Source organism: Sphingopyxis sp. (assembly GCF_965227415.1).
In the GTDB taxonomy this organism is placed as follows: Bacteria; Pseudomonadota; Alphaproteobacteria; order Sphingomonadales; family Sphingomonadaceae; genus Sphingopyxis.
Genome location: NZ_OZ245749.1, coordinates 2,290,182 through 2,316,707, shown reverse-complemented (window position 1 = coordinate 2,316,707; position 26,526 = coordinate 2,290,182). Strand labels below are relative to the sequence as shown.

The following is a 26,526-nucleotide window of genomic DNA, read 5'->3' as shown; positions in this document are numbered from 1 at the left end:
ACCTTTCCCGGGAAGGATAACGCTTCTCAAGCGGTCTCGTCGGCGCCGTCGCGCGCCGGAAGCGTGATCAGGAAGCTCGCGCCGCGTCGGCCGTCGTCGCGATCGCGCGCCGAGATCGTCCCGGCATGGCCTTCGATGATCGTCCGCGCGATGGCGAGACCCAGGCCGCTGTGGCGCCCAAAGACTTCGCCGTCGGGCCTTTCGCTATGGAATCGGCGGAAAATGGCCTCGCGCTGGTCGGGGTCGATGCCGGGGCCATCATCATCGATGCGGATATGGACCTCGTCGCCCAGCCGCGTCGCGGAGACGCAGACAAGGCCGTCCACCGGCGAGAAGCTGATCGCATTGTCGACGATATTGTCGATCGCGCGCTCCAGCCGGTGACCGTCGCCGGCGACTGTCGTCGTGTTTTTGCGCGGTCGGGCAAAGGCGACGGGCGGCGCGGACGCGTTCTGGTCGGCGCGCGCGGCGCGGCCCGCGAGCATCGATTCGATCATCATCCCGACATCGACCGGCTCGAACAGGGTGCGCGACAATTGCGCGTCGACGCGGCTCGCTTCGCTGATATCGCTCACCAGCCGGTCGAGGCGCCGGACATCCTCGTCGGCGATCGCGAGCAGCTGCGCGCGCTGGTCGTCGGTCGTGACGCGGCCCAGGCCCTCGATGGCCGAGCGGACCGAGGCAATCGGATTTTTGAGCTCGTGCGTCACGTCGGCGGCGAAATGCTCGCCTGCGTCGATCCGTTCGCGAAGCGCTTGCGTCATGTCGCTGAGCGCGCGGGCCAACGTGCCGATCTCGTCGCGGCGGCTCGGCAGGCGCGGCACGACGACCTCGCGCGCGCGGCCCAGCCGGACGCGGACCGCCGCGCGGGCCAGTCGTCGCAGCGGGCGGACGATCGTGCGCGCCAGGAACAGCGAAAGCAGCACCGAGGCGAGCAGCACCATCAGCACGACGACGGCAAGCCGGAAGCGCTCGGCGCGCACGGTCTTGGTGATGTCGCGCGCATTGACGGTCATCAACATCGCCTCGGGCGTGTCGAGATCGACGACGCGCGTCGCGCTGAGCAGCGGGGTGCGTTCGGGCGCGTAGCGGAAACGGCTCGCCTCGCGGCCGGTCTTCATCGTTTCGGCAATTTCGGGCCACGTGCCTCCCCAATCGACGAGAGGCTCCTCGAATTCGGGATAGGCCGGCGCACCGACGATCCAGTCGATGCCGCGGTCCATGGCGCGCGCGGCATCGCGTTTCCAGGGCTGCAGGTCGGGGTCACGCAGCGTGTAGGTGGCCGGGCCGGTGGCGAAGCTGTCGGCGAGCTTGCGGCCGTCGGGCGCATAGAAACGCAGCCGCGATTCGGTGGCGCGGGTAAATTCGTCGATCAGATGCTGGCGCTGGTCGGGCCGCGCCGCTTCCAGCGCTTCGTCGAGCTGGTCGAGCTGCGCCGCCATCACGTCCATGCGCGTGTCGACCAGGCGCGTGCGATAGGTATCGAGATAGAAAAAGCCGCCACCGAACAGAATGATCGCCAGGATATTCACCGCCAGGATGCGCGTCGTCAGCGACCAGCGCGCCGACCAGACGAGCGGGGCTTCCTCCTGCTCGGCGATGGTCGCATCGAATTTCTTTGCGTCAGCCATCATCGGAAAAACGGTATCCCGCCCCATATAGCGTTGCGATCGCGTCGAATTCCGGATCGACCTCGCGGAACTTGCGGCGCAGGCGCTTGATGTGGCTGTCGATCGTCCGGTCGTCGATATAGACATCGTCCTGATACGCCGCATCCATCAGCTGGTTGCGGCTGCGCACGATGCCGGGCCGCGCGGCCAATGTTTCCAGGATCAGGAACTCGGTGACGGTCAAGGTCACGTCCTTTTCGTCCCAGCTGACCCGGTGGCGGGCCGGGTCCATCGTCAACCGGCCGCGGCTGATGGGTTCGGCGACGGGTTCGTCATCCTCGCTCGGCACGTTTTTGTTGAGCTCGACGCGTCGCAAAATGGCACGGATTCGCGCGATCACCAACCGCTGGGAGAACGGCTTGGCGATATAGTCGTCGGCGCCCATCGCAAGGCCCAGCGCCTCGTCGATCTCGTCGTCCTTGCTGGTCAGGAAGATCACCGGCAGCTGACTTTTTTCGCGCAGGCGGCGCAGCAGTTCGAGCCCGTCCATCCGCGGCATCTTGACGTCGAAGACCGCAAGATCGGGCGGATTGTCGATCAGCGGCCGCAACGCCGCTTCGCCGTCCGAATAGACGCGCGTGACAAAGCCTTCGGCCTGCAGCGCGATCGACAGGGATTGCAGGATGTTGCGGTCGTCGTCGACCAGCGCGATGGTTGCCGTCATGTTCTTTCCATTGGGCGGACCCGACGACGAACTAGCCGATCTGCCGCCCAGCGACAACTGCGCACCGCTGCGCGGTTTACCCTTTAATATTTTGACGTCCTGTATCATCCTCGCTAACGCGACCGGGATTTCGGAATCGACATTTCGTCGGCACCCATTTGCAGATGCGGGCCTGTTCCTTCGTTCGGCAGGGCTTGCATACCTATGCAAGGGCAGCGGACGGATATGGGAAAGGCTAAGTAAATGACGAAGCTTGTTATCGGCAACCTGGCCGTCGAGACGACGGCGGATGTGGCCGAAAACTGGGGTACGGCCCAGCTGGTCGAGGATGCGGTCCGCCACGGCGAAGGTCTGCTCGCGAAGGACGGCCCGCTCGTCGTCGCAACGGGCAAGCACACCGGCCGCAGCGCCAAGGACAAGTTCATCGTCCAGGACGACGAAACGCGCGACACCATCTGGTGGGGCAAGACCAACGTCCCGATGACGCCCGATCATTTTGCGGCGCTGAAGGCCGATTTCCTCGCGCACCTCGCCGCGCGTCCGCGCCTGTTCCGCCAGCAGCTGTTCGGCGGTTCGCAGCCCGAGCATCGCGTTGCGGTTCAGGTCGTCACCGAATTCGCCTGGCACAGCCAGTTCATCCGCACGTTGCTCGTCCGTCCGACGGCCGACGAGCTGGCGGCGTTCGCGACCGAATATACGATCATCGACCTGCCCAGCTTCCGCGCCGATCCGGCGAAGCATGGCACGCGCACCGAAACGGTCATCGCGGTCAACTTCACCGAAAAGCTGATCCTGATCGGCGGCACGCAATATGCGGGCGAGATGAAGAAGTCGGTGTTCGGCATCCTCAACTATCTGCTGCCGGTGAAGGGCGTGATGCCGATGCATTGCTCGGCGAACATCGGCGCCAATGGCGACACCGCGGTCTTCTTCGGCCTGTCGGGCACCGGCAAGACGACGCTGTCGGCCGACGCCTCGCGCACGCTGATCGGCGACGACGAACATGGCTGGTCGGACACCGCGGTCTTCAATTTCGAGGGCGGCTGCTACGCGAAGATGATCCGCCTCTCGCCCGAGGCGGAGCCGGAGATTTTTGCGACGACGAAGCGGTTCGGCACCGTTCTGGAAAATGTCGTGATCGATCCGGTGACCCGCGAACTCGATTTCGACGACGCGACGCTGGCCGAGAATAGCCGCGGTTCGTATCCGATCGATTTCATTCCGAACACGTCGGAGCAGAATATGGGGCCGGTTCCCAAGACCGTCATCATGCTCACCGCCGACGCCTATGGCGTGCTGCCCCCGATCGCGAAGCTGACCCCCGACCAGGCGATGTATCACTTCCTGTCGGGCTATACCGCGCGCGTCGCGGGGACCGAGATCGGCGTGACCGAGCCCGAGGCGACCTTCTCGACCTGCTTCGGCGCCCCCTTCATGCCGCGCCATCCGTCGGTTTATGGCAATCTGCTCAAAGAGCGCATCGCCAAGGGCGGCGTCCAGTGCTGGCTCGTCAACACCGGCTGGACCGGTGGCATGGCGACGATGGACGGGATCAAGCGCATGCCGATCAAGGCGACGCGCGCGCTGCTCAATGCGGCGCTCGACGGCAGCCTGAACGACGCCGAATTCCGCAAGGACCCGAACTTCGGTTTCGAATATCCGGTTGCGGTGCCGGGCGTCGACAGCGCGATCCTCGATCCGCGCGGCGCCTGGGCCGACAAGGCCGCCTATGACCGCACCGCGCAAGCGCTGGTGCAGCAATTCATCGACAATTTCGCGCAATTTGCGGACCATGTCGATGAAGGCGTCCGCCAGGCCGCGCCGCAGGCGGCCATCGCAGCATAATTGACCCGGACAACGTCCGGGTGGCACATCACCCGGAAGGACCGGACCAATGACTATCGAATATTCAACGCGCCTGTTCGAGCGCGATTCCGACATCCGCGCGCTCGGCACCGGCCTGCTCGCCTGTACCCTGCCGCGCGAAGCCTGGACGCACGAGGCGCATCTCGGCGCCTGCCTGTGGCTGCTCAGCGAGCGCCCCGACGTCGATGTCGATGCCGCGATCGGCGACATCATCCGCCGCTTCAACGAGAGCGTCGGCGGCGTGAACGACGATACGCAGGGCTATCACGACAGCATCACCCGCGCCTATGTCGCGGGGGTGCGGCTGTTTCTTTCCGACACCGCCGAGACCGGCCTCGCCGCACGCGTCAATGCGATGCTGCTGTCCGACGTCGGCCGCCGCGACTGGCCGCTGCGCTTTTACAGCCGCGAATTGCTGTTCTCGGTCCCCGCGCGGCGCGGGTTCGTCGCGCCCGATCTGGCGCCGTTGCCGCAGGCCTAGCCCTTCGTCCCCGCAATATAGGCGTCGACATTCTGCGCGAGCACGTCGAGCGGGACGTTGCCGCCCTCGACGACGACATTGTCGAAATCGCGCAGGTCGTATTTCGCGCCGAGCGCGGTCTGGGCGCGGCCGCGCTGGCGGACGATCTCGCTGTGCCCGACCTTGTAACCGCACGCCTGGCCGACCCAGCTGCAATAGCGGTCGACTTCGCTCGACACCTCGAGCGGGTTCGAGCCATTTTGTTTGACGAAGAAATCGACGCCCTGTTCGCGCGTCCAGCGCTTGGCATGGATGCCGGTGTCGACGACAAGGCGGCACGCGCGGAACGCGAGCGACTGAAGATAGCCGAGCCGTCCGACCTCGAAATCGTCATAGAGGCCCAGCTCGTCGGCGAGCTGTTCGGCATAGAGCGCCCACCCTTCGGAATAGGCATTGAATGCCAGCATCGTCCGGATCAGCGGCATCTGGTTCGCATATTCGCCCTGCCAGGCATGGCCGGGGATCGCTTCGTGCATCGCCAGGTCGGGCAGCGAATATCTGCTGTGCAATTCGGTGGTGCGCAGGTTGATCCAGAACCGTCCGGGAACGCTGCCGTCGATCGACCCCGCGCCGCCATAGGCCGCGGGCGCGCCGGGCTCCTCGGCCAGCGGCAGCCGTTTCACCTCGACATTGCCCTTCACCAGGGTGCGGAACGCGCGCGGCAGTTGCGCACGGATCTTGCCGAGCCAGGTCTGGATATAGGCGACGATCTCGGCGCGGCCGGCGTCATTGTCGGGGAATTTGAACCGCGGGTCCTTGGCCAGCTCGTTCATCCGGTCGCCGACCGAGCCATTGGTATAGCCCAGCTTCTTGAGGATCGGGTCCATCTGGCCGTGCAGGTCGGCAAGCTGCTCGCGGCCCATCGCATGCACTTCGTCGGGCGTCATGCGCGTCGTCGTCGATGCGCGCAGCGCCCAGGCGTAGAATTCGTCGCCATGCGGGCGCGCCCACATGCCGGCGTCCATCGTCGCCTTCGGCCGCTGGGCCTTGAGTTCGGCAAGCTGGCGATCGAGCGCCGGGACCACGGCGCCGCGCGTGATCGCCTCGGCCCGCGGCCCCCAATTGCCCGCGATGTTGCCCTCGCGCGTCCGCTTGGCGAGGCTTTCGACCAGCCCGCCGCCTTCGCGCGCATCGACCAGGCTTGCCTCGAGCTGCTTGACCGCCTTGTCGATCAGGAAGGCGGGCGGGATCATCCCTTGCGCGCCCGCGGCCTTCAACCGGTCGGTCTCGCCGTCCAGTGCGCCCGGATAGGCATTGAGACGCGACAGATAGGCTTCGGCATCGCTCGCGTTCTTCACCGGATGGTCGCTGTCGAGAAACTTGGGAACGTCCAGATAGGCGCCGACATTCTGGATCACGACATAGGGGGTGTTGCGCCAGCCACCGACCGCGACGTCGCCATAGGGCTGGGCAAAGCCGTCGAGCGCGACGCCATAGGCGCTGTCGACGACGGCCAGGCTGGTGCGCGTCTTATGGTCGAGGCCTGTCTTGTCGAACGCGCGGACGCGCGCCAGGTCGGCCTTCAATAGGGTCGCGACGGCGGCCTGTCCTGCGGCCGACCGATCGCTCAGCTTGCCGCGCATCGCCGCGCGCGCACCGGTGTCGATCCCCAGCGCGGTCGCGCCTTCGGGCGACAGCGCGAGCAGATTGTCGGCCACCGAATCGAGCAGCAGCTGCGCATCGCTCTTCGGCGGTGCCTGCAACGCGGCGGCGGGGCTGGTGACGGCAAGGCTCGCTGCGCCTGCGCCCAGCGTGGCGAGCGTCTGGCGGCGGCTGACGGGGGTCGAAAGATGGTCGTGCACGGCGGGCTCCCTGGCGATCTTGTTTCTCGTGAAACCTGTCTAGGCACGCCCGCGCGGGGGTCAACGAAAAGGGGTCGGGAAAGCGCTGGCTTTCCCGACCCCCGTCGAAAACTATGCTGCGTTGGTCAGTCGGTAAGGTCGGCGGGAACCTTGCCGCCATTCGCCGCGAGTTCGCGCATCACGGCCTTGTGCAGCCAGATGTTCATTTCGGCGCTGCCGTCGAGGGCGCCGGTATAGCCAAGCTCGGTCGCCAGTTCCTTGCGGTTGTCGAGGCTCGAATCGATGCCGAGCAGCTTCATCAGGTCGACGATCGAGGTCCGCCAGTTGAGCGTCTGACCTGCCTTTGCGGCTTCCGCCGACAGAATCGCCTCGACATCGACGTCGCTGATCGGGGCAGGGGTTTCGGCCGCCGTTGCCATCGCGCTCGTCGCGGCGCCGACCGCAGCACCGATGGCGCTTGCCGATGCCGACGGAGCAGCGGGCTCTGCCGCTTCCGCCTTTTTGCCAAAGATCGCGTCCTTGATCTTGCCGAAAATGCTCATGATTATGCTCCCACTAAGATGCGCGGCCCCTGCCCGAAGGGGCGAGTCGCAGGGCCGCAGAATGGACTTAGGCATCTGAAAATGACAGCGAAATGAACGTCTCGTGCTTCGTCTGTCACGGGCCTATGGTACGCGCCATCGGCGCTCTTCGATCCTGCGCCGAAGTGGGAGACTTATCATGAATCTGACCGACATTTTGGCGCAGGCCGGCGGCATCGAATCGATGGCGAGCGAGCTGGGAATTCCGCCCGCGGTCGCAAGGCAGGGCGCCGAGGCGCTGCTCCCCGCTATCCTTGGCGGCTTCAAGAAGCAGGCGACCGGCACTGGCGGAGTCGAAGGGCTCGGCGGACTGCTGGGTCAGCTCGGCGGCGGCGGACTCCTCGACGCGGTGCTCGGGTCGCAGCCGACTCCGGTGGGGCAGGGCAATGACGTGCTCGGCCAGATTTTCGGATCGAAGGATGTCAGCCGGACGGTCGCCGACCACGCCGCCGGCCAGACCGGCCTCGATTCGGGGCTGCTCAAGCAGATGCTGCCGATCCTCGCGATGATGGTTGCCGGCTATATGGCGAAGCAGGGTGGCCAGGGACAGCAGGGCGGCGGCGGCCTCGGCGACCTGATCGGCGGCGCGCTGGGCGGCGGCTCGACCGGCGGTCTCGGCGGGATGCTCGGCAGCGTGCTGGGCGGCAGTGGCGGCGCCAGCGGCGGCGGCCTCGGCGGCCTGGCCGGCATGCTCGACATGGACGGCGACGGCAATCCGCTCGACGATATCATCGGCATGGCAGGGAAGTTGCGGGGCTAAGCGAAGGCATATCCCCTAACGACCGAAAGACGACGTCCCTTTCGCCGTCATCCTGAACTTGTTTCAGGATCCATGGGCGGCCGTTTCCTTCGACACGGCGCGAAAGGAGGGGTCCGGCCATGGATGCTGAAACAAGTTCAGCATGACGGGGGCTAACGACCGATTGCGGACAATTGCGATGTGCTCCCCGGCGAAGGCCGGGGTCCACAGCGTGCACGCAAGGCCAGCTGTCCAGCGCCCTGGGCCCCGGCCTTCGCCGGGGAACAGCTGGGTCGTCAGGTTCTCGCTTTCGCGGGAATGACGAAGGTCGCGATGCCCGCTCACCACCCCAAAGCACTCGCTAGACTGGACGAATCTGGCGTCTCTTCACGCCGCCAGCAAGCGGATTTCCTGGCGAAAATCGTCGTCACCCCCGATGCGGTCTCGCATCGGGCTGACGGCATCGCTGCCGTCGCCGTCGCCCTCTTCGAACAGCGCGCAGGGCGCTTCGCCGCCGCGCGCCGCGCTATAGCGCTGGGTGACCTTGCCGGTCGCCCGGAACCCCAGCTTGCGCAGCACCGCACCCGACGCCGGATTGTCGAGAAAATGGCCGGCGCCAAGCTTGGGCAGGTCCATCGCCCGCGCGATCCGGACGAGCTGGCGCCCGGCTTCGGTCGCAAAGCCGAGACCCCAATAGGGGCGGGCGATCCAGTAACCCATTTCGAGTTCGCCGTCGGGGTTCGGCGAAATGCCGCATCCGCCGACCAGACGCGGCGCACCGCCGGTGCGCGCAAAGATCAGGAAGCGCGGCTGCGCGGGATCGTGCGCCATGCTCAGGAACCTCTGCGCTTCCTCTTCGCCATAGGGCCAGGGCGCGCGGGCGAGGTTGCGCACGACCGCCTCTTCGCCGATCGCGCGGGCAAGCGCGGGGGCATCTTCCTGCCAGCCGGGCCGCAGCAACAGTCTTTCGGTACGCGCAAACATCAGTATCACTCCCATTTGCCTGTCGCCCTAGCCGCCAGATGGTGACGCTTTGACGACATGCGATGCGGAGGGAGATGGATGGCCCCGTTTTCGCGCCTGACCGCTAGCATGCGGATTTCGGGCAAGAAAAAAGGGAGTCCGGGGTGACCCGTCTCCCTCTTTTCGAACTTTGTTCCCGCCGTGGCGGAAAGGACCGTTCCGGGTCATCCCTGGTGGACGACCCGTACAAAGTCGTCCGTTATTCGGCGGCTTCTGCCATCATGTCGACCGAGACATATTTGCGGCCAAGCTTGCCGTCGTGGAATCGGACGCGGCCTTCGGCGGTGGCGAACAGCGTATGGTCCTTGCCCATGCCGACATTGACGCCCGCGTACACCTTGGTGCCGCGCTGGCGCACGATAATGTTGCCGCCGATCACTTCCTGACCGCCGAACTTCTTCACGCCAAGGCGCTTGGCTTGCGAGTCGCGACCGTTGCGCGACGAACCGCCTGCTTTCTTATGTGCCATGACCTATACTCCTTAGTTCGTTCCGGGGCCGAGCTGCGTTACCGCACTCAGGCGTCCTTCTTGGGGGCTGCCTTCTTGGCAGCGGGCTTCTTGGCGGGCGCTTCGGCGGCTTCGGCCTTGGGGGCAGCAGCCTTCTTCGGCGCGGCGGCCTTTTTCTCGGCGGCGGGCGCAGCAGCCTTGGCTTCGACGGCCGGAGCGGCTTCGGCCTTCGGAGCAGCTTCAGCCTTCGGAGCGGCTTCCTTCTTCGGCGCTGCCTTCTTGGCTTCGCCGACGGCCAGGATGCGCAGCAGCGTCAGCGACTGGCGGTGACCGTTGCGACGGCGATAATTGTGCCGGCGGCGCTTCTTGAAGACGATGACCTTTTCGCCGCGCGTCTGGGCGATGATCTCGGCCGAAACGGTCAGGCCGTTCGCGTCCTTCACTTCGCCGCCGTCGCCGGCCAGCAGAATGTCGCCCAGCGACACGGTGTCGCCAGCTTCACCCTCGATCTTCTCGACGGCGATCTTGTCTCCAGCGGCGACGCGATACTGCTTGCCGCCCGTGCGCACGATTGCGAACATGGTCTTCCATCCAATCAAAAAACTAGATCACCCGCGCACCAGTCACCTGCCGAGGCAGGCGATTTTTCCGGCATGCGGGAAAGTCAGCGCCACTAGCGTTCCCGGCGCGAGCTGTCAACCGCATATTTCCGCGCTTTTTCCAATAAAAGAGCGGTGTGCGGTGTCGCGCGGGCAGAAGGCCGATTCGGCGCTTGCTGCGATGCGTCTGCGCTCATATCAGGGACGGCGATGAAGCGCGCCCTTCTTTTTCTGCCGTTCACCGCCTCGCTGATGCTCTCCGGCTGCGCCGCAGCGCAAGGCAGCGGCGCGGCGGCTCCGTCGCTTGCCAAGCGCGCGGTCGAGGGGCGATTCGACGTCGCGCCGCCCAGCGTTGTGGTTGCGCCGCCGGGGGCGCTCCCAACCGACCTCGCGGGCCGCCTCGCGCGCTGGGATGCCGATGGTGCCGCCGCACAACAGGCCTTTGTCGCAGAGCGCGGCAGCACCGCGTCGCTCGTCTCGGCGGCGGCGGGCGCGCCGGTTGCCAGCGAGCGGTGGGTCGTCGCGCAGCAGGCGATCTCGCGGCTTATTGCCGCCCGCGCCCCGCTTACGGTCGCGCTCGCCGATATCGACCGCCTATATATAGAACGCAGCATCGACGAAGCGGTCGACGGCCTGCCCGAAGTCTATGCGCTGCGCGAAAAGCTCGCCGATACGGCGTCGGCGCAGGATGCGATCATCGAGGCGCTGAGCGACCAGCTCCCGGGGGAATAGCTTATCCTTCGTTCGTCACCGCCCGTTCTTCCGTAACCGCTCCTTCTTTCGTAACCGCTCCTTCTTTCGTCACGCCGCCTTCTTTCGTGACCCGTCATTCTTTCGTGACGCCTCATTCTTTCGGCACCCTTCATTCCTTCGTCACCCCGGACTTGATCCGGGGTCCATTCGGCCGATGCGGTCATGGATGCCGGATCAAGTCCGGCATGACGATAAAGCGGTGACCTATTGATTCAGCCCATGCTTCTTCAAGGCATGGCGAATCTGGTCGTAACTCAGTCCCAGCGCTTCGGCCGCGACCTTCTGGTTGAAGCGGCAGCGCGCCATCGTGTCGGACAAGATCTGCTTCTCATACGCATCGACCGCCGCGCGCAGGTCGCTGACGGGGCCGGAGGGCGCCTCGTGCGCCGTGGTCGCGGGCGTCGCATCGCCCGCCGAAGCGGGCGCGGCGTCCGCCTTTGCCGCCGTCTTGCGCACCACCGGCTGCCACGGGCTCGCGAACGGGTCGAAGCTCAGCGCATCGATCGGCCGTTCGGGATCGGCCCAGCGATAGATGGCGCGCTCGATGACATTGCGCAGCTCGCGGACGTTGCCTGGCCAGTCGTGCCCTTCCATCGCGGCCAGCGCGCGCGGGCCGAAACCCGGCCATTCGTCCCAGCCGAGCACCGCCGCCATACGCTGGCCGAAATAGGTCGCGAGCACTTCGATATCGCCTTCGCGCGCGCGCAGCGGGGGCAGGGTGATGACCTCGAACGACAGCCGGTCGAGCAGGTCGGCGCGGAACCGGTTTTCGTCGACGGCGGCGGGCAGATGCTCGTTGGTCGCCGCGACGATGCGCACATCGACGCGAATCGGGCGCGACGAACCGACGCGCGTGACTTCGCCATATTCGACCGCGCGCAGCAGACGCTCCTGCGCGCCCATCGACATCGTCGCGAGTTCGTCGAGAAACAGCGTGCCGCCGTCGGCTTCCTCGAATCGCCCCGCGCGGGTGCGCGTCGCGCCGGTGAACGCACCGGCCTCGTGCCCGAACAGTTCGGATTCGATCAGCGTTTCGGGCATCGCCGCGCAGTTCAGGATCACATAGGGCCGGTCCCAGCGCGACGACAGGCGGTGAAGCCGCTCGGCGATCAGTTCTTTGCCGGTGCCGCGCTCGCCGATCACCAGCACGGGGCGGTCGAGCGCCGCGGCCTGGCTCGCGCGATCGACCGCGTCCTGAAAAGCTGCCGACTGGCCGATGAACTGCGTTTCGCGCTCCATTCCCAATCATTGGCAAAATTTCCCGCTGATTGGCAAGTCAAATCGGCCGGAAATGCGATTTGTGCGTGAAGTTATGCGCTTTTCCGCGCTTCAGGGCAATTGGCACGCCTTATGCAGAGTATCAGTCGAACCGGTGCAGCACGCTCCGGTGCAGCGAAAAAAGGAAGGTAGAACCCATGAAGACGACTTTTGCCCAGGCCGCCACTTTCGCGCTCAGCGCGGTCGGAGCGCTGGCCATCTTCGTCGGAGTGATCGACCAGCCGCGTGTCCTTTACGACATCGCTGCAGCAACCCCGGCGGTCAGCCATCTGGCCTGACCGACACACTGGTGCCGGGGCACTCTCCCCCTTGCCCCGCCCCGGCACCAGCATTTCTCGGACCAAAATTTTCGACAGGAGTTTCCAAATGGGTATTTTCTCACGAACCCGCGACATCATTGCCGCCAACGTCACCGATCTGCTCGACCGGGCCGAAGATCCCGAAAAGATGATCCGCCAGATCATCTTCGAAATGAACGAAACGCTCGTCGAAGTCCGCGCTTCCGCTGCCCGCACGATCGCGGACCAGAAGGAAATGCGCCGACATATCGCCAAGCTGGAAAGCCTGCAGGACAGCTGGAAGGAAAAGGCCGAACTCGCGCTGTCGAAGGACCGCGAAGACCTTGCCACCGCAGCGCTCGTCGAAAAGCAGAAGGCCGGTGACATGGCCGAGCGCCTGAAGAGCGAGATCGCCGTCCTCGACGACGCGCTCAAGGGTTATGAAAACGACATCGCCAAGCTGCAGAAAAAGCTCAGCGAAGCGCGCGCCCGCCAGTCGAGCGTCGTCAACCGCCTCGAAAGCGCGGAGAACCGCTACAAGCTGCGCGAGATGACGAACGGCGACCGCGTCGAAGATGCCTTCTCGCGCTTCGAGATCCTCGAACGCCGCGTCGACGACGCCGAAGGCCGCGCCGATGCGCTGAACCTCGGCTATAAGAAGTCGCTCGACGAGGAAATCGCCGAACTGCAGTCGGCCGACAAGGTCGCCGACGAACTCGCCGCCCTCAAAGCGGCCCAGGCCAAGAAGTAAGGAACCGGACCGATGGAAGAAGTGATCATTGTCCCGATCGTCATCGGCACGCTCTTCCTCGGTCTGCCCTGGCTGATCCTCCACTACATCACGAAGTGGAAACAGGCCAAGACGCTGACCGGAGAGGACGAGCAACTGCTCGACGAACTATACGACACGGCGCGCCGGCTCGAGAACCGCCTGCACACCGTCGAACGCATCATCAGCGCCGACCATCCCGACTTCCGCCCCGCGGTTCGTAGCGATGAAGAGCTGGCGCAGCTCGAAAACCCCAGCCGGAGGAACTGAGATGTCTGCCAGCCGCACAAAATTCTATCTCGACAAACAGAACGCCAAATGGAGCGGTGTATGCTCGGGGATCGCAGACTATAGCGGGATCGATGTCCTCTGGGTTCGCGTCGGCGCCGTCCTGCTGACCCTGATGGGCGGCTTTCCCTGGACGCTGATCGCTTACTGGATGGTCGCCTGGATGGGCACGCCGAAACCCTTCGCGCTCTATGGTTCCAGCGAGGAAGCGAAGTTCTGGCAGGGCGTGCGCAGCAACCCGACCGCTTCGACCCGCGACATCAAGTCGCGCTTCCGCGACATCGACCGCCGCCTCGCCGACATCGAGCAATATTATACCAGCCACAACCGCCGCCTCGCCGACGAAATCGACGCGCTGCGCTGAGCGGGCATCCCGGCAGGGATGGGGCAACAGGGAGAATCAAGATGAATTTCGCCGGTCCGACTTTCGTCCTCGCCATCATCGCTCTGTCGATCGGCGGCTGGATGTTCACCACCTGGATCCGCGCCAAGCACGGCTATCCCGTTGAAAATGAGTGGGGTGGCACGGTTCATCGAACCGACGTCGACGCTGATCGAAAAATCGCGCTGCTGACCGACGACAATGCAAGGCTTTCGGGTCAGATCAGTCGGCTGGAAGAACGCATCTCGGTCCTCGAACGGATCGCGACCGAAACCAACGGCCAGGCCGCACAGCTCGCCGACCAGATCGACCGTCTGCGCTAAACGACAAAAGGGAAGACGACATGACTCTCGACGTTCTGAATAGCATCGCTCCCGTGGCTGCCGTTGTCGGCCTGGCCGGGGTCGGCGGATGGGTCTTCACCACCTGGCTTCGCGTCAAGAACGGTTATCCGCTTGAAAACAGCTGGGGCAAGGCGGTCTATCCCAAGACCAGCGACGAAGCGATGGAACGCGTCAAGCTGATCAGCCAGGAAAATGCCCAGCTGCGCGCCGAGCTTGGATCGGTCAAGGATCGCCTCGCGGTGATCGAGCGCATCGTCACCGACGAAAGCCACCGGCTGAGCCACGAGATCGAGGCGCTGCGGCGCCCGGCCAACTGAGGAGACCCGCCATGGGTGATGCTATCTGGATCCTGATTCCCCTCGCTCCCTTCCTGCTCGGCGGCTTTGCCATCTGGTCGAAGCACCAGCAGAAGATGATCGAGAAGCAATCCGAAATGACCGCCGAAAAGGCCGCCCAATATGCGGCGCACACCGAGCGGCTGGAGGAGCGCGTCCGCGTCCTCGAACGGATTGCGACCGACCGCGGCGTCGATGTCGCCAACGAGATCGAAAAGCTGCGCGACACGCCGCTCAACTGAAAACAAGCGAAAGGATCTTCCCCATGGGCCCGTTTGAAATGGTTCTCGGTATCGTCGCGATCGTGACGATCGGCAGCATCATCCGCGCCAAGCACGGCATCCGCCGCGATCGCCAAGGCAACGAGTTTTTCGTCGGCAACGCCGGAAACGATGCCGAGACCAAAGCGCTGCAATCCGAAATCCGCGCGCTCAAGGAGCGCATCCAGGTGCTCGAACGCATCGCCACCGACAGCAACCGCGCCGCGACGCTCGATCAGGAGATCGAACAGCTCCGCGACCGGTCTCTGCCGTAAGATTTGTGACGAAGAAGGAGCCGCGACATGGCCATAATCGCTTCTGATCTCGCAGCCAATTTGATCCCCGCCGCGGTGGCGCTCAGCGCGCTGATGATCGTCAGCCTGGTCGCGCTCCGCGGCTGGCGCGACTGGATCCAGCTGAAGCGCGAGGAACTCGCCGCCGGCCATATGCCGGCGCAGGACCCCACCGTGCCGCACGCCGGATCACGGATCGAAATCGCCGACCTCAAGGAACGGCTGCGCAAGCTCGAAGCCATCGCCGCGGGGGTCGATCTTTAACGGACATCGACCCTGAGGGGGCGATGCCGATATCCTGCTCCTCGTCACCCTGACCTTGTTCCAGGGTTCATCGTGGACCGCTCCCCCAATGGTGCAAACGCGTTCAAGGCAGTCCATGGATGCTGACACAAGTTCGGCATGACGATATGGGAGGCAAGTTGTTCGAGCTTTCCACCACTCCCCAAATCTGTCACTGGCGCCGCCATGCGCAGTCTCGACGACATCTTCGAAGAATATGACTTTCTCGACGGCGACGATCGCTATCGTTTGCTGATCGACCTCGGCCGCACGCTCGATCCGATGCCCGACGCGCTCAAGACCGACGCGACGTTGGTCCGCGGATGCAGCGCAAGCGTCTGGGTCTATCCGGTGCCCCGCGACGATGGCGCCTTGCATTTCCTCGCCGACAGCAATGCCGCGATCACCAAGGGGATCGTCGCACTCGTCCTCGCCGCCGTGCAGGACAAACCCGCGGCCGACGTTGCGGCGATGGACGTCGCTGCTGCGCTTGCGCCCTTCGACCTGACGCGCCAGCTCTCGTCGAACCGCACCCAGGGCGTGCCCAACATGATCGCGCTGGTCCAGGACACCGCCCGCCGCCTCGCTGCGGGCTGATCAAGCGCTCGCGGGTTGATCCCGCGCGCTATCCCTCGCGACGCTTCCCACGATTTCCGCTGACAAGAAAAAGGGCGCGGGAGTTTCCTCCCGCGCCCCTTTTTCCTCTCTGTCCGTGCGGCTTAGAAGCCGACGGTGAGCGTCGCGCTGATCGTGCGCGGGGCGCCGATCTGGGCGTTCGGAACCGCTGCCGGGTTGCCGGTGAACACGCCTGCGCCGAGCACGCCACCCTGGTTCAGACCCGGGGTGTAGTTGCCCACATAAAGCGAGTCGAACAGGTTGTAGACATTGACCTGGAAAAAGGTCTTGTCGTTCAGGCCCGCCCATTCGAGACCGATGCGCGCATCCAGGTTGACCAGCCAGTAAGCGTTGGTCTTCGCCGGATACAGGGTCGTCGGTACGGTGGAGGTGCCGCCCATGACCGGCAGGTTGGTGTCATAGATAAAACGACCGCCGGTGCGCTTGCCGGTGATGCCCAGCTCGACCGGACCCAGCGTACCACGGACCGTGCCGCCATAGCTGTATGCCGGCGCGCCCGATTCGCGGTTGCCTGCGGTCGCGACGAAGATCGGCTGGCCGACCGTGGTGCAGCCTGCGATCCGCGGAACGGCGTTGACCTGCGCGAGCGTGCATTCGCCCGACTGCACATCGTCCTTGATCTTCGACTTCATCCACGAACCGAAGACATAGAGCGCGAGTTCGGGAACCGGCTGATAGGCGATGCTACCATCGATGCCATATTTATCGACGCGGCCAAGGTTGCGGTACAGGTTGCGATCGGTTTCGGGATCGAACGCCGATGCCAGACGGTTGTCGTACTTGGTGAACCAGCCCGAGACCTGCGCCTGGATCTTGCTCGTGCGATAACGGACGCCGAGGTCGAAGTTGTCCGAGGTTTCAGGCTGCGGACGCGCCGACGGCGTGTTCGGGGCAAAGAAGAATGCGTTGTAGAGCGCATCCGTACCCGGAACCTGCAGGCCCTTCGAATAGTTGGCGAACACCGACATCTGGCTGTTCGGCTTGAACATCAGGCCGACGTTGGGAAGGATGTCGTCATACTTCAGCACGCGCTGCTGCGGAGCCTGGATCGTCGGGTTCAGGCCGGCGTAGGTTGCGTTGCGTGCATCGGCGGCGCTGCCGAAGCATTCGACGAAGCCCGTGTCGCTCGACGTGAAGCAATTGTTGTTCAGGTCGCGCTTGAAGAAGGGCGCGCGGATACCGACCGTCGTGATCAGGCGGCCGTCGGCCCATTCGCCGCGATATTCGCCCGAAACCTGCGTCAGGATCGCGTACGACAGGCGGTCGCGCTTCTGCAGGACGACGCCGGTGGCATCGGCCAGCGGATTGTCGGTGACGGGGAAGACGCTGAACGGCTCGCCATTGGCCTGCAGGAAGCCGACTTCGCCGGTCTGGCGATGACGCGCACGGTCATAGGTAAAGCCGGCGCGGACGGTGTGGTTCTCGTTGATGTCCCAGCGCAAGTTGGCGATCACGCCATAACGATGCGTCTGGGTCTGGCTGGGCGCCAGGACCGTAACGCGGTCGAGGATATCGCCGTCACCGTTGAGGTCGCGCCCGAAATAGGGCTGGCCGGCAAGATAGCCGGTCGAGCAAAAAAGCGTCGAGGTGATCAGGCCAGCCGTGGTGCCGCAGGTGCCGACGCCGTTGGTACCGGTCCCCGTCGGATTGATGTCGCGATAGCCTTCGTTGCCGGTGGTCGTGCCGCCGCCATTGGCCTTCACATATTGATAGCTGGGGTCGATCGTCAGCACGAGGCCTTCGGTCAGCGTAAACTTCGATGCACCGCGGATGTTGCCCGTGTTCGACGGGTTGTAACGGCGATCGAACTCCGTGCCGCAGGTGTTCGTTGTCTGGGGGCCCGGACCCGAGGCCGTGATGATCTGGCAGGGAGCGGCGATGTCATATTCGCGCTCGTCCTTGGTGATCGGGAAGCGGTTGCCCGAACCCGAGCCGACGACGCGGCCGGTGTCGAGGCGCAGCGGCACCGAACCGAAGAAGTTGTTGCGGTTGACGTTATAGTGACCCGCGACCGAGACGAAGTCGCCGTCGCTGCCGATCGGCTGCCAGATGCGGCCGTTGAACTGCTTTTTGCGGAGGCGGCCGTAGTTGTTGTACGGGTTGTTGTTCGACGCCGTCGACGCCGACAGGAAGGCGCGAGTGCCGAAGGGCGTGAATTCGCCGGTGTTCACCAGGCCGAAGATGCGCATGAATTCATATTCACCCGCCGAGCCCGAAAGCTTGACGCCGAATTCTTCGGTCGGAACCATCGTGCGATAGTTGACGGTCGAACCCGTTGCGGCGGCGGTCGGGCTGTCGACGTCGGTCGAACCGAGGTTGACGTTGACCTGCTCGATCAGCTCGGGGTCGAGCTGCTGGTTCGAATAGATGGCATAGTTGCCCGAATCGTTCAGCGGCACGCCGTCGAAGGTCAGGCTGATGCGGTCGGCCGAGAAGCCGCGGATCGTCAGCTGGCCACCGGCCGAGCCATAGGCGTCGTTGTTGGTGAAGTTGACGCCGGGGATCAGGTTGATCGTGTCGAGGATCGTCTGGCCGGGGTTCTGGCGGCCGATGACTTCCTGGCCGAGGACCGACTTCGCCTTCGACGTGTCGGGCGAGGTAATGCCGGCGACGTCGGTCGCGGAAACGCCCGTGACAACGATTTCGTTTTCGAAATCCTGCGAGCCGGTCGACTGTGCGAAGGCCGGCGTCGACAGCAGCGCGAGCGGCAGCATCGCGGCGCCCGCGGCGAGCGTGTTACGTAAAGTCATGATCAGGTTGTCCCCTTAGATTTGCAGTCGGCAGGCGCGCGACCAAGGGGCGCGCCTGTCCTGCGAGCGCCCCTGAAGCCCGCATGTGGCACGATTGTGACAGCAATTGTGACAGTGCAAGCCGCGAAGGCGGCGGGGATCAGGAAAAGGTCAAAAAAGCACGAATTTGCGTGCGGCCTGCGGAATTATCCACAGGCCGCCATGCATTTTTTCGGGAAACTGTTGCTGCGATGCAACATGAAGCGCCGCCCTATCGGGGCAGCACCGCGACTCAGGCCGCGTCGCCCGCCGCTTCCTTTGCCTTGTCGGCATAGACGCGGACCGGGTCCTTGCGGCCCTCGACGACATCCTTGTCGACGACGATCTCGACCACGTCGGTCAGGTCGGGAAGGTCGAACATGGTATCGAGCAGGATCGCCTCGACGATCGAGCGCAGTCCGCGCGCGCCGGTCTTGCGTTCGATTGCCTTCTTGGCGACCGCGATCAGCGCATCGTCGGTGAAGGTCAGCGCGACCTCCTCCAGGTCGAACAGCTTCTTATACTGTTTGACCAGCGCGTTCTTGGGCTCGCCCAGAATCTTGACCAGCGCGTCGATATCGAGATCCTCGAGCGTCGCGATCACCGGCAGGCGGCCGACGAATTCGGGGATCAGGCCGAATTTCAGCAGATCTTCGGGCTCGATCTGCTTGAGCGTCTCGCCCGTGCGGCGCTCGTCGGGTCCGGCGACATGCGCGCCAAAGCCGATCGACTTGCCCTGCAAGCGGTCGCCGATGATCTTTTCGAGGCCTGCGAAAGCGCCGCCGGCGATGAAAAGGATGTTCGTCGTGTCGACCTGCAGGAACTCCTGCTGCGGATGCTTGCGGCCCCCCTGCGGCGGAACGCTTGCGGTCGTGCCTTCCATCAGCTTGAGCAGCGCCTGCTGCACGCCTTCGCCGGACACGTCGCGGGTGATCGAGGGATTTTCGGCCTTGCGGCTGATCTTGTCGATTTCGTCGATATAGACGATGCCGCGCTGCGCCTTTTCGACATTATAGTCGGACGACTGCAGCAGCTTGAGAATGATGTTCTCGACATCCTCGCCGACATAGCCGGCTTCGGTCAGCGTCGTCGCATCGGCCATGGTGAAGGGCACGTCGAGGAAGCGCGCGAGCGTCTGTGCGAGCAGAGTCTTGCCGCTGCCGGTCGGGCCGACGAGCAGGATGTTCGACTTGGCAAGTTCGACCTCTTCGCCGCGGCCGCTGTTCGCGAGGCGCTTGTAATGGTTGTGGACCGCGACCGACAGCACGCGCTTGGCCTTGTTCTGACCGATCACATAGGCGTCGAGATGCTGGCAGATTTCCAGCGGCGTGGGCACTGCGCCGTCCTTGCGCGCAGCAACGCCGCCCTTGATCTCTTCGCGGATGATGTCGTTGCACAGTTCGACGCATTCGTCGCAGATGAACACGGTCGGTCCTGCGATCAGTTTGCGGACTTCGTGCTGCGACTTGCCGCAGAAGGAGCAATATAGTGTGCTCTTGCTGTCCGAGCCGCTCAATTTGGTCATATTATGTCCTCTGGCCAGCGCCAAAAGGGCGCTGCCGTCATTATCCTAGCCCGCGGTCACCCAATTACAATATGGCAATTGGGTGACATCGCCGCAATGTCCCGAATAGCGCCGCACGGCAAAGGGCGCGTCAAGAAACGCGGTTACCAGCCCTTTGCAGCTTGCAGCGACGCCGTTCGTCAGGGCGTCGGGCCTTCGCTCTGGGTCGCCGCGCCGGTCTCGCCGTCGCTCGCCGGGCGCGAGCCGAAGACATGGTCGACGAGTCCGAATTCCTTGGCTTCATCGGCTTCGAGGAACGTATCGCGATCCATCGCCTTTTCGATCTCTTTCAGCGTCTTGCCGGTGTATTTCACATACAGGTCGTTCATCCGCTTGCGGATGCGCAGGATCTCGCGCGCCTGGATCTCGATGTCCGATGCCATGCCGCGCGCACCGCCCGAGGGCTGGTGGATCATGACGCGGGCGTTGGGCAGCGCGACGCGCATGCCGGGCTCGCCCGCCGCGAGCAGGAAGCTGCCCATCGACGCAGCCTGGCCGATGCAGAACGTGCCGACGCGGGGGCGAATATATTGCATCGTGTCGTGGATCGCCATGCCCGCCGTGACGACTCCGCCCGGCGAGTTGATGTACATGAAGATGTCCTTCTTCGGATTTTCCGATTCGAGGAACAGCAGCTGGGCGGTGATCAGCGAGGCCATCTGGTCCTCGACCTCGCCCGTGACGAAGATGATCCGTTCGCGCAGCAGGCGAGAGAAGATGTCGAAGCTGCGTTCGCCGCGGCTGGTCTGTTCGACGACGACGGGAACAAGGGCGGCGAGCGGGTCGATCATTGGAATTTCGTCCTTCATTATCCGGGATGCCCTGCCGCGAACCGGCGGGCTGCCCCGTCGCCATCCTACATCGGCGCCAAGCCGAGTGGTTTCAAGGGGGCAAAAAAAGGGGCGGGATGTCCCGCCCCGGTAAATCAAACTGTGCCCGCGATCAGTCGCCTTCGCCGGGCTCGGCCGAGAAATACTTGCCGAACTTGTCATCGACGCCCTTGAATTCGTCGGCGTCCGCGGGGCTGTCCTTCTTGGTCGTTAGGTTCGGCCATTCGGCGCTGAACTTGGTGTTGATCTCCAGCCATTTTTCGAGACCGCTCTCGGTATCGGGCAGGATCGCTTCGGCCGGGCATTCGGGTTCGCACACGCCGCAGTCGATGCACTCGTTGGGATTGATGACGAGCATATTCTCGCCCTCATAGAAACAGTCGACAGGGCAAACCTCGACGCAATCCATATATTTGCAACGGATACAGGCGTCGGTGACGACATAGGTCATGGGTTTTCGCTCCCTTGGTCGGCGGCACCCTTGCCGTCCGGACGGTGATTTGCTCGGCTCTAAGCTGCACCAACGGAGTGCGTCAACGCAAAGTGACAGTTGCGAATCACTCTCATTCGATAGGCCGATCGGCACGCTTTCCGGAGGCAGCTTTTCCTTTGCGGTCGATAGCTCAGCTCGCGGCGGCGGGCGTTCCGCCATCGAGCCGGGTGTAGCAGGCCTGCGCTTCGGGAGCCGGGCCGCGTCGCTGCGGCAGCACGAGCAGGCGGATCACCTCGATCTGTTCGCCGACGGGGAGGACGAGCGTTGCCCCGGCGTGGACCGCCGCGGATGCGCGCGTGATCCGGCGCCCGTCGAGCCGGATATGGCCGGCCGCGACCATCGCCTGCGCGACGCTGCGCGAGCGCGCGAAGCGCAGATACCAGATCAGCTTGTCCAGCCGGATGCTTCCTGCCGCGCCGGGGCTGGCCATCAATCCTTCCGCGCGTCGGCAAGCAGCGCGGCAAGGCCGGCGAAGGGACTGTTCGGCGACGGGCCGCGCCGCGCGGGACGGTCGGGGCGCGGCGGACGGGCGGCGGCCTCGGGCGGCTTCGGCGTGGTCCCCGGCTTGCCGTGCCGGTTCTGGCCGTGTTGCGCAGGCCGTCGGGGGCGTTCGCTCCGGGTCGCGGGCTTGGCGGTCGTTTCGTCCTTTTTGCCTTGTTTGCCCCGCTTGCGGCGTTCGCGCTGGTCGGGGCGCTTGAGACCTGCCCAGCGCCAGCGGTCCAGCGCGGCGTCGCCGATGCTGCGAAAGCCGAAGCTGCCAAGCAGCGCGCGCCGCGTCTCGTCGTCGAGGCCGAGCGAGGTTGCCAGCGCAGGATCGATCACAAAGCCCGGCAGCGGCGTCTGGTCGCCGCCGTCGTGATGTTCGTCTTGATCGTCGCCTGTACCGGCGAGCGGCGCGCTCGGCGGCGCTGCGGCCTGCATGCGCGCGGCATGCGCCTGTCGCGCGAGCTTTTCGGCCATGTCGACGCGCAGCCAGCCATTGGCGCAGCGACGGAATCCCGCGATCGTCAGCGCGGCGTGGTTGCCCGTCTTCTGGATCACCGCGCCTTGCGGCGGCAGCGCCGGAACTGCGGTTGCCTGTTGCGCCGCCATCAACGCCGCGCGCCAGCGTACCGCCTCGGGCTTCAAGAGCTGGGGGTGAAAGATGTCGAGCGAGCCGATGGTGAGGCCCAGCTTGCGAAGCTGTGGCCGCTCGTCGGCGGTGATGGCGGCAAGCTGCTCCTCGACCGCTGCGCGGCTTGCGGTGCCGCCGCCATCGACGAGTGCGGCGAGCAGCGCGCGGACGCGCGGCGGCGTGAAAAGATCGCCAGCTGCTTCGCCCATCATCGCCAGCGGACCGGCATGGCGCGCCAGTTGCTGGGCAACAAATGCCTGCAAGCGCTCGGAAATCGCTAGCACTTGCTGCGGTTCCAGGCGGCGCAGCGACGGGTCGATCTGGATCGTCGGCTGGACGAGCGTCGGCCCGCGCGCCAGCGTTGCCACGACATCGCCATGCCAGGCGAGACGCGCTGCGGTGCCGGGTTCGCTGACGAGCGACAGGCCATTGTCCTCGCCGGCGGCCAGGGTCGCGGCGCGGCGCGCCAGCTCGCTGCGCAAATGCTTTTCGGCAGCGGCGAGCAGCATCCGGTGGTCGCTTGCGCGGGCCTTGGCATCGACCTTGAACGAGAAGCCCTTGAGCGTGCCGATCGCCTCGCCATCGACGGCAACGGTGCCGTCGGGACCGACGGCGACGGGCAGGGCGGCATGGCGCTGCCCCGCGTCGCGCAGCAACAGCGCGAGGCGCCGGTCGACGAAGCGCTGGGCAAGCGCGGCATGCAGCGCGTCGGACAGGCGCGATTCGAGCGCCTGCGTCTGTTCGGTCCACCCGGCGCCGCCGGCAATCCAGTCGCCGCGTTGCGCTATGAAGCACAGCGTGCGGACCGCCGCGATACGGCTCGCGAGCTGGTCGATGTCGCCGTCGGTGTCGTCGAGGCGGGCCAGCCGCTTGGCAAACCAGTCGGGGTCGATCGTTCCGTCGCCGCTCGTCCGCCATTGCCACAGCTTGAAGACGGTGCGGCTGTGATGCTCGGCGCCCAGTTGCTCGAAATCGGGAAGCCCGCAGACGTCCCACAGCCGCTCGACCGCTTCGGGCTCGCCGGCGCGCATCCGCACTTCCATGTCGCCGGCAAGATGCTTGAGCACCGCGAGGTCGACGGCTTCGGGCGCGGCGCGAAGGATCGGCTGCGTGGGCGGCTGCGCGAGATCGGCGAGCAACCGGTCGAGTGTGTCGTATCGCGGCGTCGGATTGCGCCAGAACAGGCTCGACAGCGGCGGGAAATGATGCCCCTCGATCGCGAGGATTTCTTCGGGCGTAAAGCCGCCTTGCGGCATGCCGACCGTACCGAAGCTGCCGTCCTGTTGATGGCGGCCCGCCCGTCCCGCGATCTGCGCCATTTCCGAAACGGTCAGGCGGCGGAGTCGGCGTCCGTCGAATTTTTGCAGGCTGGCGAAGGCGACATGCTGGACGTCGAGGTTGAGCCCCATGCCGATCGCGTCGGTGGCGACCAGATAATCGACTTCGCCCGCCTCGAACATCGCGACCTGCGCATTGCGCGTCTTGGGACTGAGCGCGCCCATCACGACCGCCGCGCCACCCGCGAAGCGGCGGAGCATCTCGGCGATCGCATAGACTTCTTCGGCCGAGAAGGCCACGATCGCCGAACGCTTGGGCAGCCGTGACAGCTTCGAGGTGCCGGCATAGCTCAAGGTCGAAAAGCGCGGGCGGGTGACGATATCGGCTTCGGGAACCAAGCTCTTGACCAGCCCGCGGATCGTCGCCGACCCGAGGATCATCGTTTCCTCGCGGCCGCGCGCGCGCAGCAGGCGGTCGGTGAAGACATGGCCGCGCTCGGGGTCGGCGCCGAGCTGCGCTTCGTCGATGCCGACGAACGCGACGTCGCGGGCAACGGGCAGCGCCTCCATCGTGCCGAGAAGATAGCGCGCGTCGGGCGGCAGGATGCGCTCTTCGCCCGTCATGAGTCCGACCTGCGCCGGACCCTTGATCGCGACCACCCGATCATAGACCTCGCGCGCGAGCAGCCGCAGCGGAAAGCCGATCATGCCGCTCGAATGGGCGGTCAAGCGCTCGACCGCCAAATGGGTTTTGCCGGTGTTGGTGGGGCCAAGGACAGCCTTGACCGGGTGGGAAGAGGGTGGCGCCATTGTCTTGTTCCCTCTGCTGGCATGCGCGCGTTCGGCGCGCAACAGGTGATCGTCGAACCGCGGCGGAACGGCTGCATTTTCTTGGCGCGGGCACATCATGGCGCAGCGCCGCCACGGCCCGCCGCAAGCAGAGCGCTGTCAGAGGCCATTAAATTGACTTTAACGACCTTTCTTTACAGACAAGCGGTCGAAAAGCATGCGACGGCCGGGTCATGGGAGGCCCGTCGAGCGGGGGTTGCCTTTTTTGTTTAAGCGCCACGAACCCATTGCGGGCCACGGATCCCTTGCGGGCATATCCGGCAACGCGGCTGCGCTTTCGATGGCGCAGGCGATCCCGTTGCGGACAGTGGGCACCCGCCCCGAGCCCAGGCTGACGTGGCGCGACCGGCTCGCGCTGCTCGATCTCGTTCCCGATCTCGGCGACAATATCGGCTCGCGCGAATGGTGGCGGGGCCTTGCGACGTTAACTTTTCTCTGCGGCGCGGCGATTGCGACGTTCCCGGGCGTCCGGCCGCTGGCAACCGGCGGCGCGCCTGCGCTCGACGCCTCCGATTTCAACGAAGCGCGCGCGCAGATGATCGTGCCGCTCGCTTATGGCGGCGACACCGGCCGCCACATGGCCGCGACCGACGCCGTCCGCCCGCTCGTCCAGACGCCCGAGCGCCCGCAGATCGAACTGACCGCGACGCTTGGCGCCGGCGACAGCTTCGCGCGGCTGCTCGAACGGTCGGGTGTCGGCAGCGGCGATGCGCAGGCGCTCGCCAGCCAGGTTTCTTCGGCCGTGCCGCTGGCGGATATCGCGCCCGGCACTCGCATCGACCTGATCCTCGGTCGCCGTGCGGCGCGCACCATGCCGCGCCCTGTCGAAGCGCTCGCGATGCGCGCGCGGTTCGACCTGCGGATCGAGATGGAGCGGATCGACGGCCGCCTGGTGATGCGCCGGATTCCGATCGCGGTCGACAGCACGCCCTTGCGTATCCGCGGCAGGGTCGGCGACAGCCTTTATCTCTCGGCCCGTGCCGCGGGCGCCTCGCCCGAATCGATCCAGTCGTATCTCCGCGTCATCGGCCGCCAGATTTCGGTCGGCGGCGACATCCGCTCGTCCGACGAATATGACATCATCGTCGATCATCGCAGGGCAGAGACGGGCGAGAGCGAGACCGGGAAACTTCTCTATGCCGGACTTGTCCGCGGCGGGAAGCCGAAAGTGTCGATGATCGAATGGAATGTCGACGGTCGTCTGCAATGGTTCGAGGCATCGGGCGTCGGCCAGCAGAGCGGAGGCGGGGTCGGGCGTCCGACCAACGGCCGCATCACCTCGACCTTCGGTATGCGCCGCCACCCGATCCTCGGCTACAAGCGGATGCACAGCGGCGTCGACTTTGGCGGCGGTTATGGCGCGCCGATCTATGCCGTCAGCGACGGGCAGGTGACCATTGCGGGCCGCACCGGCGGTTTCGGCAATTATGTGAAGCTCAGCCACGGCGCCGGGCTCGGCACGGGCTATGGCCATATGAGCCGCATTGCGGTGCGCCCCGGCCAGCATGTGTCGCGCGGACAGGTGATCGGTTACATTGGTTCGACCGGCCTTTCGACCGGCCCGCATCTCCATTTCGAAGTCTATCGCAACGGCGTTCCGGTGAATCCGATGTCGGTGAGCTTCGTCACGCGCGCGCAGCTCGAGGGCAAGGCGCTGGCTGATTTCCGCGCCCGCATCCGCCAACTGACGTCGATCGTGCCGGGCGCCGCGATGAGCGCGGCTGCGGTCAAGCCCGCGGCGGGGCCAAAGCTCGGTTCGCTGGCCGACGTCGCGACGAAGCGCGCGGGCGGCGCGAACTGAACACACCATCCTCTCCCGCC

General features: G+C 65.2%; 29 protein-coding genes. 15 read left to right on the top strand and 14 right to left on the bottom strand.

Annotation, left to right across the window (positions count from 1 at the left end; genetic code table 11):
- Nucleotides 1-26: 26 nt before the first annotated feature.
- Together ACO055_RS11285 and ACO055_RS11280 are read right to left on the bottom strand one after the other, a co-directional pair.
- The gene (locus ACO055_RS11285; RefSeq protein WP_422058967.1) at nucleotides 27-1,634 is read right to left on the bottom strand and encodes an ATP-binding protein; all 1,608 of its coding nucleotides are present in this window, start codon (nucleotides 1,632-1,634) and stop codon (nucleotides 27-29) included.
- Nucleotides 1,624-2,334: a response regulator gene (locus ACO055_RS11280; protein WP_422058966.1), complete on the bottom strand. Its 711-nt coding sequence runs from the start codon at nucleotides 2,332-2,334 to the stop codon at nucleotides 1,624-1,626. Before ACO055_RS11280 ends, ACO055_RS11285 begins: the two co-directional genes overlap by 11 nt.
- Before the next feature lie 243 nt (nucleotides 2,335-2,577).
- On the opposite strand from ACO055_RS11280, the gene ACO055_RS11275 reads away from it, so the two are divergent.
- Together ACO055_RS11275 and ACO055_RS11270 are read left to right on the top strand one after the other, a co-directional pair.
- Nucleotides 2,578-4,179: a phosphoenolpyruvate carboxykinase gene (locus ACO055_RS11275; protein ID WP_422058965.1), complete on the top strand. Its 1,602-nt coding sequence runs from the start codon at nucleotides 2,578-2,580 to the stop codon at nucleotides 4,177-4,179.
- A gap of 49 nt (nucleotides 4,180-4,228) precedes the next feature.
- Nucleotides 4,229-4,681 (top strand): hypothetical protein, encoded by a 453-nt coding sequence (locus ACO055_RS11270; protein WP_422058964.1) that lies wholly within the window; start codon nucleotides 4,229-4,231, stop codon nucleotides 4,679-4,681.
- Here ACO055_RS11270 and ACO055_RS11265 read toward each other — a convergent pair.
- Both ACO055_RS11265 and ACO055_RS11260 read right to left on the bottom strand, forming a co-directional pair.
- Nucleotides 4,678-6,522 carry a DUF885 domain-containing protein gene (locus tag ACO055_RS11265; RefSeq protein ID WP_422058963.1) on the bottom strand — a complete coding sequence of 615 codons (1,845 nt, stop codon included), beginning with the start codon at nucleotides 6,520-6,522 and terminating at the stop codon, nucleotides 4,678-4,680. The genes ACO055_RS11270 and ACO055_RS11265 overlap by 4 nt on opposite strands.
- A 125-nt stretch (nucleotides 6,523-6,647) precedes the next feature.
- Nucleotides 6,648-7,064 carry a DUF3597 domain-containing protein gene (locus ACO055_RS11260; RefSeq protein ID WP_422058962.1) on the bottom strand — a complete coding sequence of 139 codons (417 nt, stop codon included), beginning with the start codon at nucleotides 7,062-7,064 and terminating at the stop codon, nucleotides 6,648-6,650.
- A gap of 178 nt (nucleotides 7,065-7,242) precedes the next feature.
- Between ACO055_RS11260 and ACO055_RS11255 the strand changes: the two genes are divergently transcribed.
- Nucleotides 7,243-7,863 (top strand): DUF937 domain-containing protein, encoded by a 621-nt coding sequence (locus ACO055_RS11255; protein WP_422058961.1) that lies wholly within the window; start codon nucleotides 7,243-7,245, stop codon nucleotides 7,861-7,863.
- Between the two features lie 366 nt (nucleotides 7,864-8,229).
- On the opposite strand, the gene ACO055_RS11250 is transcribed toward ACO055_RS11255, so the two are convergent.
- From ACO055_RS11250 to rplU, 3 genes are all read right to left on the bottom strand, one after another.
- Nucleotides 8,230-8,826: a GNAT family N-acetyltransferase gene (locus tag ACO055_RS11250; protein ID WP_422058960.1), complete on the bottom strand. Its 597-nt coding sequence runs from the start codon at nucleotides 8,824-8,826 to the stop codon at nucleotides 8,230-8,232.
- Nucleotides 8,827-9,064: 238 nt separating this feature from the next.
- The gene (rpmA, locus tag ACO055_RS11245; RefSeq protein WP_422058959.1) at nucleotides 9,065-9,334 is read right to left on the bottom strand and encodes a 50S ribosomal protein L27; all 270 of its coding nucleotides are present in this window, start codon (nucleotides 9,332-9,334) and stop codon (nucleotides 9,065-9,067) included.
- 47 nt (nucleotides 9,335-9,381) lie between these two features.
- Nucleotides 9,382-9,894 (bottom strand): 50S ribosomal protein L21, encoded by a 513-nt coding sequence (gene rplU, locus ACO055_RS11240; protein ID WP_422058958.1) that lies wholly within the window; start codon nucleotides 9,892-9,894, stop codon nucleotides 9,382-9,384.
- 228 nt (nucleotides 9,895-10,122) lie between these two features.
- Here rplU and ACO055_RS11235 point away from each other — a divergent pair, with 228 nt between their 5' ends.
- Nucleotides 10,123-10,644 carry a hypothetical protein gene (locus ACO055_RS11235; protein WP_422058957.1) on the top strand — a complete coding sequence of 174 codons (522 nt, stop codon included), beginning with the start codon at nucleotides 10,123-10,125 and terminating at the stop codon, nucleotides 10,642-10,644.
- Nucleotides 10,645-10,869: 225 nt separating this feature from the next.
- Here ACO055_RS11235 and pspF read toward each other — a convergent pair whose 3' ends face one another.
- Nucleotides 10,870-11,904 carry a phage shock protein operon transcriptional activator gene (gene pspF, locus ACO055_RS11230; RefSeq protein ID WP_422058956.1) on the bottom strand — a complete coding sequence of 345 codons (1,035 nt, stop codon included), beginning with the start codon at nucleotides 11,902-11,904 and terminating at the stop codon, nucleotides 10,870-10,872.
- Between the two features lie 176 nt (nucleotides 11,905-12,080).
- Between pspF and ACO055_RS11225 the strand changes: the two genes are divergently transcribed.
- From ACO055_RS11225 to ACO055_RS11180, 10 genes are all read left to right on the top strand, one after another.
- Nucleotides 12,081-12,221 carry a hypothetical protein gene (locus ACO055_RS11225; protein ID WP_422058955.1) on the top strand — a complete coding sequence of 47 codons (141 nt, stop codon included), beginning with the start codon at nucleotides 12,081-12,083 and terminating at the stop codon, nucleotides 12,219-12,221.
- Nucleotides 12,222-12,309: 88 nt separating this feature from the next.
- On the top strand, nucleotides 12,310-12,972 hold the full coding sequence (gene pspA, locus ACO055_RS11220) for a phage shock protein PspA (protein ID WP_422058954.1): 663 nt from the start codon (nucleotides 12,310-12,312) through the stop codon (nucleotides 12,970-12,972).
- A gap of 12 nt (nucleotides 12,973-12,984) precedes the next feature.
- Entirely contained in the window at nucleotides 12,985-13,260 is a 276-nt protein-coding gene (gene pspB, locus ACO055_RS11215) for an envelope stress response membrane protein PspB (protein ID WP_422058953.1), read from the top strand.
- Nucleotide 13,261: 1 nt separating this feature from the next.
- Nucleotides 13,262-13,642, top strand: coding sequence for an envelope stress response membrane protein PspC (pspC, locus tag ACO055_RS11210; protein WP_137891839.1), 381 nt, complete (start codon nucleotides 13,262-13,264; stop codon nucleotides 13,640-13,642).
- Nucleotides 13,643-13,683: 41 nt separating this feature from the next.
- Nucleotides 13,684-13,983 carry a hypothetical protein gene (locus ACO055_RS11205; protein WP_422058952.1) on the top strand — a complete coding sequence of 100 codons (300 nt, stop codon included), beginning with the start codon at nucleotides 13,684-13,686 and terminating at the stop codon, nucleotides 13,981-13,983.
- Between the two features lie 20 nt (nucleotides 13,984-14,003).
- Nucleotides 14,004-14,321 carry a hypothetical protein gene (locus ACO055_RS11200; protein ID WP_422058951.1) on the top strand — a complete coding sequence of 106 codons (318 nt, stop codon included), beginning with the start codon at nucleotides 14,004-14,006 and terminating at the stop codon, nucleotides 14,319-14,321.
- Between the two features lie 11 nt (nucleotides 14,322-14,332).
- Entirely contained in the window at nucleotides 14,333-14,581 is a 249-nt protein-coding gene (locus ACO055_RS11195; protein WP_422058950.1) for a hypothetical protein, read from the top strand.
- A 23-nt stretch (nucleotides 14,582-14,604) separates the two neighbouring features.
- Nucleotides 14,605-14,874: a hypothetical protein gene (locus ACO055_RS11190; RefSeq protein ID WP_422058949.1), complete on the top strand. Its 270-nt coding sequence runs from the start codon at nucleotides 14,605-14,607 to the stop codon at nucleotides 14,872-14,874.
- Nucleotides 14,875-14,901: 27 nt separating this feature from the next.
- Complete coding sequence (locus ACO055_RS11185) at nucleotides 14,902-15,156, top strand: hypothetical protein (protein ID WP_422058948.1); 255 nt, start codon at nucleotides 14,902-14,904, stop codon at nucleotides 15,154-15,156.
- 204 nt (nucleotides 15,157-15,360) lie between these two features.
- A complete protein-coding gene (locus ACO055_RS11180; RefSeq protein WP_422058946.1) occupies nucleotides 15,361-15,771 on the top strand; it encodes a SufE family protein in 411 nt (136 codons plus the stop codon).
- A gap of 122 nt (nucleotides 15,772-15,893) precedes the next feature.
- Here ACO055_RS11180 and ACO055_RS11175 read toward each other — a convergent pair whose 3' ends face one another.
- From ACO055_RS11175 to ACO055_RS11150, 6 genes are all read right to left on the bottom strand, one after another.
- Entirely contained in the window at nucleotides 15,894-18,560 is a 2,667-nt protein-coding gene (locus ACO055_RS11175; RefSeq protein ID WP_422058945.1) for a TonB-dependent receptor, read from the bottom strand.
- Between the two features lie 271 nt (nucleotides 18,561-18,831).
- On the bottom strand, nucleotides 18,832-20,103 hold the full coding sequence (gene clpX / locus ACO055_RS11170; protein WP_422058944.1) for an ATP-dependent Clp protease ATP-binding subunit ClpX: 1,272 nt from the start codon (nucleotides 20,101-20,103) through the stop codon (nucleotides 18,832-18,834).
- A gap of 179 nt (nucleotides 20,104-20,282) precedes the next feature.
- Nucleotides 20,283-20,933 carry an ATP-dependent Clp protease proteolytic subunit gene (locus tag ACO055_RS11165; RefSeq protein ID WP_422058943.1) on the bottom strand — a complete coding sequence of 217 codons (651 nt, stop codon included), beginning with the start codon at nucleotides 20,931-20,933 and terminating at the stop codon, nucleotides 20,283-20,285.
- A 151-nt stretch (nucleotides 20,934-21,084) separates the two neighbouring features.
- Nucleotides 21,085-21,423, bottom strand: a complete 339-nt coding sequence (gene fdxA, locus ACO055_RS11160) for a ferredoxin FdxA (protein WP_422058942.1) — start codon at nucleotides 21,421-21,423, stop codon at nucleotides 21,085-21,087.
- Between the two features lie 172 nt (nucleotides 21,424-21,595).
- Nucleotides 21,596-21,895 (bottom strand): RNA-binding S4 domain-containing protein, encoded by a 300-nt coding sequence (locus ACO055_RS11155; RefSeq protein WP_422058941.1) that lies wholly within the window; start codon nucleotides 21,893-21,895, stop codon nucleotides 21,596-21,598.
- Nucleotides 21,895-24,666 carry a helicase-related protein gene (locus ACO055_RS11150; RefSeq protein WP_422058940.1) on the bottom strand — a complete coding sequence of 924 codons (2,772 nt, stop codon included), beginning with the start codon at nucleotides 24,664-24,666 and terminating at the stop codon, nucleotides 21,895-21,897. Before ACO055_RS11150 ends, ACO055_RS11155 begins: the two co-directional genes overlap by 1 nt.
- Before the next feature lie 319 nt (nucleotides 24,667-24,985).
- Here ACO055_RS11150 and ACO055_RS11145 point away from each other — a divergent pair, with 319 nt between their 5' ends.
- Nucleotides 24,986-26,506, top strand: a complete 1,521-nt coding sequence (locus tag ACO055_RS11145; protein WP_422058939.1) for a M23 family metallopeptidase — start codon at nucleotides 24,986-24,988, stop codon at nucleotides 26,504-26,506.
- The last annotated feature ends 20 nt before the right edge of the window (nucleotides 26,507-26,526 follow it).